The following is a 9,237-nucleotide window of genomic DNA, read 5'->3' as shown; positions in this document are numbered from 1 at the left end:
AACAGTAAATTTTCTCGCCAAGATGTTGTGTCGGGTCCTCAGACCTGACACATATTCTCCGTATTATCATAACAATTCAGTGTTAATCAGCGTCAGTGTTTAATCTCGTCTCAGCGCGGAGCGCTGAGACGATAAGGATAATTAGTTGGGGGAGATTCTTCTATCCCATGGATAAATCCATGGGCTACGAACAATGGAAATTATCATTTGGATCCCTGCCGTCAGGTTTGAGAACCAGTAAACAGTAATCAGTAATCAGTAATCAGTAAACAGTAACCAGTCCATTGCTGTCATCCTTATCTATAGAATAGACAAATAACAAGCGCCAAAATTTGAAATTTGATATTAGAGCAATTTTCAATTTGCGATTTGAAGCTGTCCAAGATTTCCCACCATTAGTGGGACTTATAATTCTAAATTCTTAATTCTTAATTCTAAATTCTATCGCTGCTGTCATCCTGAGCCACAAAAAGTGCCAAAATCCAAACAATTTCAAAATCCGAAAAAGTTCTGATCTTCTAAAACAAACATTGAAGATATACGATACACGAACCGAAAAATCAATCAACACAATAAAAAAGACTACGTCATTTTTATCTGTGTTAATCTGCGCTTATCTGCGGATAACGCTCTCATTCCGGGCACGGCTCCGCCCCGTCAGTCACATGTCACGACGGAGCAGTTCAGAAATATTTAAGGAAAACCTGTGAAATAACAGGCAATAAAATTCCCGCCTGTTACTTCTAATAGTAACCTAACGCGTTCTCCCGAAGGAGAAACGTCTCATGCTGTCGATATAAAAGAACATCTTGAATAATAAGTTGCCGTATCAGTTATTTGTCCCGAAGCTTCGGGATCCGTTTATTGAAATCGTTAAATCCAACTTGATTCTTTTCCAAATAACGTGTGTTTCCGAGATAAAGTATCGGTGTAATGCTTATCTGCGGTTTATCCCTATTTAAAATAGCGGTTTTATTGTAAGATATATTTTGGAATTAGTCAACACAAATATTCTGCAATATCTGCTTCTTCCATAGAAGAATCTTGACCGTTCTGAAAGACGTTTTTTCAGTCGTAATCACTCAATCAACGTCATACAACCCACACAAATTCCCATAATGGGAATTTACATTTTCACGTTTCTCGATGGAGAACGCAAAATGTTTACCACATTTTATCCGGTAAAACAGCAATCAATTTGGGTTTGATAATGTTTATCCAGGGCTTCCACTGAATCACTGCCCAAATGAAATCGGTGTCCGAATGGTGTCGGATTTTCCAGTTGAAAGACAGGTACTTCTTTTTCCTTTTGCAAATCCCTCATGCCGCATCCAATTCTTTGACTGTCGTTTTCGTTTTTCTCCGTTGGTAATAGGCTCTCATATAGGCTTTATATTTTTCACTTTGTTGATAGGCTTTCTTGTAGGCTTTACGTTTTTCGCTTTGCGGGGAGGCTTTGCCTTTTTCACTTTGTCGATAGGCTTTCTTGTAGGCTTTACGTTTTTCGCTTTGGTTATAGATTTTATTGTAGGCTTTATGGTAGGCTTTGCCTTTTTCGCTTTGTCGATAGGTTTTCTGGTAGGCGTCCAGGCAAGCTTTACAATAACTTGTTGTTTTGTCTTTTGACCTCTTGTTTTTATAAAATTCAGTTAGCGGTTTTTCACTCCCGCATTTTGTACATTTCTTAGTAACAGGTACTGTGAAATTTTCAGGTTCTTTAGAAATCATTTGCAACTCTTTCCAATTGCCCTTTAAAAGTTAATGGACGGGCAGGCGGTGAAGGTTACCGCTTTTCAGGTGTACAACACTTATCCAGTCCAAGTTTAAAACAGATCATAATGAGAAATTACACCCGTCAGGTGATCGTTTCAATAATGTCCTTATTTACGTTATCTGTAAAGTACGGATATTTCACACAACTTGTTTCGTCTGAAGTGTCATTAGAAGAAAAACCAACTGCTTAAACCAGTATCCTGTTCGGTATCCGGTTTCATATCCTAATATTTACTAAAATATCCAAGTATTTAATAGCCCATCTTGTGTAAAAAAATGATAGAAAGACACGTAAAAAGATTGGATTTGTCGTCGGAAGAGTTGGTTTTGTGGGCCCCCCGGGATTCGAACCCGGAACCGACAGATTATGAGTCTGGTGCTCTAACCGTTGAGCTAGGGGCCCATATTTTCATTAAAAAAGCGTGTAAAGTTATTTCCTGTATGCGTTTTTTACAAGGAAAATGGTTTGGATTCTCTTCGCATAAACCATTGAGATAGATCCATGAATTCATCAACAGTCAGCATCTCGGCACGACGATTTAAGTCGATCGGACAATCGTCCGTTCCTCGTTCTTTCAACATGATGCCGAGCGCATTTGACAGAATTTTCCGGCGCTGATTGAAAGCAGTTTTCACCGTTTTGATCAACATTTTTCGGAACTCGAGATCGGAATCGATCTGCCGGATCGCCAGTGTAATTACTGCGGAAAAAACTTTTGGCGCCGGACGAAAAACATGCGGCGAGACAATAAATTCGAGTTTCGGAATAGTAAAATAGTTGCATAAAACGCTCAGAATTCCGTAATCCTTCGAATTCGGTGAAGCCGTTATGCGCCGGGCAATTTCCTTTTGAACTAAAAAAGTCACATCCTGAACGATTGCGATGTTATCGAATATCTTAAAAATCAGCGGACTCGTGATGTCGTACGGAATATTTCCAACGATGCGCAGTCGGCTGTTCGGCTTAGATAATGAAGAAAGATCGAACTTCAGTGCGTCGTCATTCCAGAGATGGAAATTCGGGAAACTGCCAAATTTCATCTGTAATTCGGGAATCAGATCTTTGTCGATTTCGATCGCGTGAATTTCACTGCCCGATTGAACCAGCAAATCAGTCAGTGCGCCCCTTCCCGACCCGATTTCGACGATAATGTCTTCCGGTTTAGGAGAAATAACTGCGATGATTTTTCTTAAAATATTGGGATCGATGAGGAAGTTCTGACCGAGTCTTTTCTTAGGGAAACCGGTCATTGGGGAAGGTTGAAAAACCGACGTGCGTTATCGGTCGTCTGTTTCTCGATTTCAGTCACAGAAACCATCTTAATTGCGGCGATTTTTTCAGCAATGAGCGGAATGTTCGCCGGTTCGTTGACTTCTCCGCGTTTGCCTTCCGGCGGCAGATAAGGCGAATCGGTTTCCAGCATCAATCGATCCAGCGGAACGGTTCTGATGACCTCTTCAATCCTTGGAGTTCCATAGGTCGCGTTTCCCGTGAAGGAAATGTGAAAACCCATCGCCAGCACTTTCCGGGCGAACTCAACGTTTGAAGAAAAGCAATGCAAGACGCCGTGAAAATAACCGCAACGCGCCAAACAACGTGCCAGATCGTCCTCTGCCAACCGGTTATGCAAGATCAGCGGTAAATTTAGCGATTCAGCCATTTCTATCTGCTCCGCCAAAAGAGCCAATTGCGTATTTCTCGGCCCGAAATTCCGGTAGTAATCCAGTCCGATCTCGCCGTATGCAACGACTTTTGGATGACGGCAAAGTTCCAGCACTTCTTTCTGCCAGCCATATTTGAGTTTTTCAGCATCGTGCGGATGAATTCCAACCGTGATAAAAATATTATCGAATCGCTCTGTCATTGCAATGGCGCGTCTGGACGATTGCAGATCAGTTCCGACACATATAATCGGACTGACGCCAGCGGATTTAGCGCGTTCAATAACAGCGCTAACATCTTCATACAATGGTGAATATGTCAGATGTGCATGGGTATCGATATACATGATCGTTTCACTTTTTTTATTTATCCAATCGTCGCACCGGGTGCGATTTCCTCGGAAACAGTAATGAGCGTCAATTTTCCGCTTTTCTTGGCGGCGAGAAGCATTCCGTTGCTCTCGATTCCGAAAATCTTTGCAGGTTGAAGATTCGAGACGACGACAATCGTTTTCCCGACGATCTGTTCAGGAGAATAATGTTGCGCGATTCCCGCAACGATCTGCCGGCTCACGTTTCCCGTATCGATCATCAATTTTAGCAACTTATCCGAGTTTTCGACTTTAACCGCCGTCAGGACCTTAGCCGTCACAAGTTTGACTTTTGAGAAATCGTCGATTGTGATCAACGGGACTTCCGGAACGGTTTCTTTCTTTGGAAGCGGTTTTTCGGATTCTTTTTTCAGATCGATCCGAGGAAATAAAATCGGCATTTCCCCAAGAGAACCACCCACTTTTAACCTTCCCCATTCAAACAGTAAAGACTGGTTCGGTTCCGTCGGTAGAATATCCAGCAAAATACGACTTTTTTCCGGCATGACCGGCTGAAGTAAAAGCGTCGCGAGACGAAGTCCTTCCGCCGCTGTATAAAGTACGGTTCCGGCGGCGGCTTTGTCCGTTTTAACCAATTGCCACGGTTGGCGAACCTCCATATATTTATTGAGCGAGCGAATAAAAACGATGATTTCGTCAAGCGCCTCGTTTAGACGAAATTCGGCAATCAGACCGTGAACACGTTTTGGCAGAAGACACGCTTTACTTTGAATTTCCTTTTCATCATCGGTTTGAGTATTTGGAGCCGGAATGATTCCATCAAAATTTTTTTGAATTAGAGTCGAAATGCGGTTGGCAAGATTTCCGAAATCGTTAGCAAGTTCGGAGTTGTAACGCTTGATGAACATTTCCTCGCTGAAATTCGCATCTTGTCCCAAAACCATGTCTCTCATCAGAAAATAACGCACGGGATCGACTCCATAAGCATCGATTAGATCGAGAGGCTGGACGATATTTTTCAGTGATTTGGACATTTTTGTATTGGAAACCATCCACCAGCCATGCGCAAAGATCGTTTTGGGTAAAGGCAAATCCAACGCCTTCAACATCGTCGGCCAATAGACGCAATGTGTTGTAACGATATCCTTTCCGATTAAATGATAATCGGCTGGCCACCACTTGCGAAACTTTTCATCATCTTGTCCGTATCCGACAGCCGTCATGTAATTTAGCAACGCATCGAACCAAACATATGTCACATAGTCAGCGTCGAAAGGTAATTCGATTCCCCATTTTAGGCGCGATTTTGGACGAGAAATGCAAAGATCGTCCAACTGATTTCGTAAAAACCCAAGAACTTCGTTTCGACGACTTTCCGGCTGGATAAAATCTGGATTTTTCTGGATGTAGTCAACAAGCCATTCCTGATATTTGCTCATGCGGAAAAAGTAGTTTTTCTCTTTAATAAAGACCGGCTCTATCAAGTGTTGCGGACACTTTCCGTCAACCAGTTCTTTTTCCGTATAAAATCGTTCGCACCCAAGACAATAAAGACCGCCGTATTCCGCCAAATAGATATCGCCTTTATTATACAAATGGGTCAGCGCTTTTCTGACGGCTGTTTTATGAAAATCGAAAGTCGTTCGGATGAAGAAATCATTTGTAATTTCCAATTTTTTCCACGCATTCTGGAAATGAACAACCATATTATCGCAATGTGTTTGCGGATCGATTCCTGCTTTTTCCGCCGCTTGTTGGACCTTCTGTCCATGTTCATCTACGCCAGTCAGGAAAAATGTTTCGTCGCCTTTCATCCGGTGAAATCGCGCTAAGACATCCGCAAGAATTGTCGTGTAAGCATGACCGATGTGCGGTTTATCATTGACGTAGTAGATGGGAGTAGTGATATAAAAACGGTGGCTATTTTCCATAGTAAATCAAGTCTAAAGTTAGAATTCTATTGGACAATTTTAATTTTGGAGTTGAAATCAGTCAGCGGAATTTCTTCGCAAGTATCATCTTCGAGTTTTAAAGTGATCGTTTTTTGAAAAATATCTATTTTTTCAACTGCTCCGGATTTTCCTTCACATTGTACTTTTGTTCCATACGGCGGATAATTTTTCAGAACTTCCGAATAAGTTTCATGCTCGAATCGGTAACAACATTTAAGTTTTCCACAAAGTCCAGATATCTTTGATGGATTCATTGGCAGATTTTGCTCTTTTACGAACTGAGTGCTAATGGGTTCGAATTCGTCAATGAATAAATTACAGCAAACCGGATTTCCGCACATTCCGATGCTAACTTTTCGTTTGACTTCCTCGCGATCGCTCATCTGCTTCATTTCGATTCGGGTTTTATATTCAGAGGCAAGGGCTTTAACCAGATCCCGAAAATCGACGCGCTCTTCGGCTGAAAAGAAAAATACGATCTTTTTCCGGTCAAAACGATAATCAACGTCCAGAAGTTTCATAGGCAATTTCAGATCGGAGATTCGACGTTGGCAAAATTGAAACGCTTGCCTTTCTTTAACCCTATTTTCCTTATCAATGATCAAATCAGACTCTGTAGCTTTTCGAAGAACGCATAGCGGCACAGGGCTACCGTCGTCCAACCGTTTTTTTGTAAGAAACGGAATGGCTTTCCCGATGTCTTCTCCGCGCTCGGCTTCAACAATCATCAAAGTATCTTGCTCGATTGGCAATTCTTGTGGGTTTCGATATATTTCTCGGCGCGAACCGCTGAATTTTATTTTAACCAGCGTATCTGTTTCGGTTTCGCTCATTGGGATTTTCCGGGTTGAATTCTATTATGTATCTTAAAAAACATATTTACTAAAGCGAGATTAATATAGACATTACGGCTTATTAAATCAATACAATTATCGACGGCAGAGTAGGCTCCAAAAGCATCCAATTCTGTGTAATAATCGACAAATTTTCGTATTTCGATTTGCATATCGGCGTGAACAAGGTCTGATTCCGGTTTGCCCGCTTTAAGAATTGCGGCATCGCGAAACCAGAAGGAAATTGAGAGCATCAACCGGTCAAATTCATCGGGATTCTCTTTCCTCAACGTCACAAATCGGTTCACAAGATCGTAAACTTTGTCGATCTTCCAGATAGCGATCATTCTCAACGCTTCGAGCGTCATTTCTCTGAGCCGGCCAAGATCAGCCTCTTTCAACTGAATCGCTTGGCGAACATCGCCACCCGACAGACGCATCACCAGATTGATTCGATCCTCACGAATACCATTCTCGCGAAGATGATTTCCAAGGTCGGTCGTTGAAAGCGCTGGAAAATGGAGCCTTTGACAGCGTGAACGAATAGTCGGTAGAATTGCGTCTATATTGGATGTCGTTAGAATTAGCAACGTTTTGTCCGGCGGTTCTTCGAGTATTTTCAAAAATGCGTTCGCCGCTGGTTCCATCATTAAATCTGCATCGAAAACAATTACCACTTTATAGCCAGGTTCCGGAGCGGTCAGATAAATTTTTCTCCGAATCTCGCGAATAAAATTGATTGGAATGTGTTTTCCGTCAAAAGGACAGAGCTTTTCGTAAGGATTTTCCGCCTTTTTTCGAATACAATTTTGAATTTCTTCCATGTCATCTGGTCCGAAATTCTTAAACGGTGGATCATTTTTTTCAAGACTACCCGTTCGAATGGGAAAAACGAGATGGATATTGCCGTGTTCGAGGGTTTTCATTTTATGACAAGATGGACATTGCCCGCAAGGTTGATTTTCGCGAGATTGGCAATTCAGCATCGCCGCATATTCCAGCGCAAATCCTTCCTGACCGCTTCCTTCCGGTCCGTGAAAAAGATAAGCATTCGCGACACGACCGTTACGAATTGTGTTCATCAGCAATTGCCGATTATCCTGCTGATTGACGAGATTGAAGAGCCGATTCATCGATTACCCAGCCATTTCTCAGGATCAAGTTTGGTGCGATTTTTCCATATTTCGAAATGCAACATGGAGCCGGAGAGCGTCCCTGAATCTCCGACGCTCGCGATGACGGTGTCTTTCGCAATATATTGATTTTCATAAACGCTGACGTTTTCGATGTGAGAATAAACCGAGTAAAATCCGGAGCCGTGATCGATGATGATCGTATTCCCAAATCCGCGAATATAAGTGATCGTTGTGACAACGCCATCCAAAATGGTTTTGATCGGAGTGCCTTGCTTGGCTTTAATATCAATTCCGGAATTTTCGGTAACCGTTTTAAGAATCGGATGTTTTTGCATACCGAACCGAGAGATGATCTCGCCTTGAACCGGCCAGCCGAGTACACCCTGACTTTGTTGAAACGGGTTGTCTGTTTTAAGTCCGGACAGCGCGCGCTGGCGTTCAAGTTCTTTGCTACGATTTTTCTGTTCTTTTTCCAAACTGGCAATCAATCGTGAAAGTTCCTGAGCCGCTTTTTCCTTTTGACGAATTGTCTTCGAAATATTTTGTTTATTTTTCCTTGCAACGCTCAGGCTTTGGGCGCGAGACTGTTTCTGTTCAGCGAGGCTCCTTTGAAAATTTTTCTTTTCGGCAATGATTTTCTCTTGGTCCTGAACTTCCAAAACCAGTGCTTTTTTCTTCTCTTTCACTTTATCAATCGTATACCGAATCTCCCGCGAATTTCTGCGATCAATGTCCGAGATAATCCGAAAATATTTATACCGATAAATCGCCTGATTAAGCGATTTAGATGTGAGTAAATATTCCCATTCACTCATATCGCCCTGCTTGTACAAATTGACAAGTCTCTGAGAAAAAGACCCTTTTAATAATTTCAAATCGTTTTCTAATTGATCGATGGATTTCCCCGTCCGCTGGATTTCGTACTCTTTATGCATTTGTTCACGATTTAATTGATTCAGCAGTTTTAGCGTGAGGCTCAGGTTTTTCTCAGTCTCCTGAAGTTTTTCAAGTGATGATTTTTCCCTGGATGCCGCTTGATTCAGTTCTTTTTTATACTTCTTTATTTCATCACGGATTTTTCCCAGTTCATTTGATTTATATTCAATTTTCTTTTCTAAGTCGTCCTGTTGAGATAGAACAATTTGTGGAAACAATAATACGCTCAGGACGATAATGCAGATAAATCTATTCATGAACTTTTCTCATAAAACCGTCTGAAAATAACAAATGTATGTCTGATTTTCAAGACTATAAATTGCAATGATGCTGAGCGCTCCGGCATTTTACTAGGATGTGCTGTATAACTTGCAAAAGCATTCAAAAGTAGATTACTGCTATTTCCAGCGCTTTAATCAATCTTTAAGCAAAACCGGACTTGCATGAATAACTTATCCTCACCCAACTTAAATCAGTTCGGAATTAAGCCAATTCACACATTCATCCTCATTTTTCGTTTTTGTGGAGCTGATGAGGATCGAACTCACGACCTTCCCGAAGGTTCGGGACGCTCTCCCGTAAAAGGATAAAGTTCATCCGCTCGGTTATTCTT

At 41.8% G+C, this 9,237-nt stretch carries 7 protein-coding genes and 1 tRNA gene; all 8 read right to left on the bottom strand.

What is annotated here, in order from left to right; genetic code table 11:
- Positions 1-1,320: 1,320 nt before the first annotated feature.
- The 8 genes from COT43_03910 to COT43_03875 all read right to left on the bottom strand — a co-directional run bounded on the left by COT43_03910 (position 1,321) and on the right by COT43_03875 (position 8,881).
- Positions 1,321-1,728, bottom strand: coding sequence for a hypothetical protein (locus COT43_03910; protein ID PIS29430.1), 408 nt, complete (start codon positions 1,726-1,728; stop codon positions 1,321-1,323).
- Positions 1,729-2,100: 372 nt separating this feature from the next.
- Positions 2,101-2,176, bottom strand: a tRNA-Met gene (locus tag COT43_03905).
- Between the two features lie 47 nt (positions 2,177-2,223).
- Positions 2,224-3,024 (bottom strand): ribosomal RNA small subunit methyltransferase A, encoded by an 801-nt coding sequence (locus COT43_03900; protein ID PIS29429.1) that lies wholly within the window; start codon positions 3,022-3,024, stop codon positions 2,224-2,226.
- A complete protein-coding gene (locus COT43_03895; protein ID PIS29428.1) occupies positions 3,021-3,782 on the bottom strand; it encodes a hydrolase TatD in 762 nt (253 codons plus the stop codon). The genes COT43_03900 and COT43_03895 overlap by 4 nt, the downstream gene beginning before the upstream one ends.
- A 20-nt stretch (positions 3,783-3,802) precedes the next feature.
- Complete coding sequence (locus COT43_03890) at positions 3,803-5,698, bottom strand: methionine--tRNA ligase (GenBank protein PIS29427.1); 1,896 nt, start codon at positions 5,696-5,698, stop codon at positions 3,803-3,805.
- A gap of 26 nt (positions 5,699-5,724) precedes the next feature.
- On the bottom strand, positions 5,725-6,552 hold the full coding sequence (locus tag COT43_03885; GenBank protein PIS29426.1) for a hypothetical protein: 828 nt from the start codon (positions 6,550-6,552) through the stop codon (positions 5,725-5,727).
- Positions 6,549-7,685, bottom strand: a complete 1,137-nt coding sequence (gene holB / locus COT43_03880) for a DNA polymerase III subunit delta' (GenBank protein ID PIS29425.1) — start codon at positions 7,683-7,685, stop codon at positions 6,549-6,551. The genes COT43_03885 and holB overlap by 4 nt, the downstream gene beginning before the upstream one ends.
- Positions 7,682-8,881 (bottom strand): hypothetical protein, encoded by a 1,200-nt coding sequence (locus COT43_03875; GenBank protein PIS29424.1) that lies wholly within the window; start codon positions 8,879-8,881, stop codon positions 7,682-7,684. Before COT43_03875 ends, holB begins: the two co-directional genes overlap by 4 nt.
- Positions 8,882-9,237 lie beyond the last annotated feature (356 nt).

The sequence above is a fragment of the Candidatus Marinimicrobia bacterium CG08_land_8_20_14_0_20_45_22 genome, from assembly GCA_002774355.1.
In the GTDB taxonomy this organism is placed as follows: Bacteria; Fidelibacterota; UBA2242; order UBA2242; family UBA2242; genus 0-14-0-20-45-22.
The sequence above is the reverse complement of the archived record's forward strand: the minus strand, read 5'-3'. Positions and strand labels throughout refer to the sequence as shown.

Excerpts from the sequence above, each read along its gene's own strand:
- COT43_03910 (PIS29430.1), bottom strand. The coding sequence starts at position 1,728 with ATGATTTCTAAAGAACCTGAAAATTTCACAGTACCTGTTACTAAGAAA.
- COT43_03900 (PIS29429.1), bottom strand. The coding sequence starts at position 3,024 with ATGACCGGTTTCCCTAAGAAAAGACTCGGTCAGAACTTCCTCATCGAT.
- COT43_03895 (PIS29428.1), bottom strand. The coding sequence starts at position 3,782 with ATGTATATCGATACCCATGCACATCTGACATATTCACCATTGTATGAA.
- COT43_03890 (PIS29427.1), bottom strand. The coding sequence starts at position 5,698 with ATGGAAAATAGCCACCGTTTTTATATCACTACTCCCATCTACTACGTC.
- COT43_03885 (PIS29426.1), bottom strand. The coding sequence starts at position 6,552 with ATGAGCGAAACCGAAACAGATACGCTGGTTAAAATAAAATTCAGCGGT.
- holB (PIS29425.1), bottom strand. The coding sequence starts at position 7,685 with ATGAATCGGCTCTTCAATCTCGTCAATCAGCAGGATAATCGGCAATTG.
- COT43_03875 (PIS29424.1), bottom strand. The coding sequence starts at position 8,881 with ATGAATAGATTTATCTGCATTATCGTCCTGAGCGTATTATTGTTTCCA.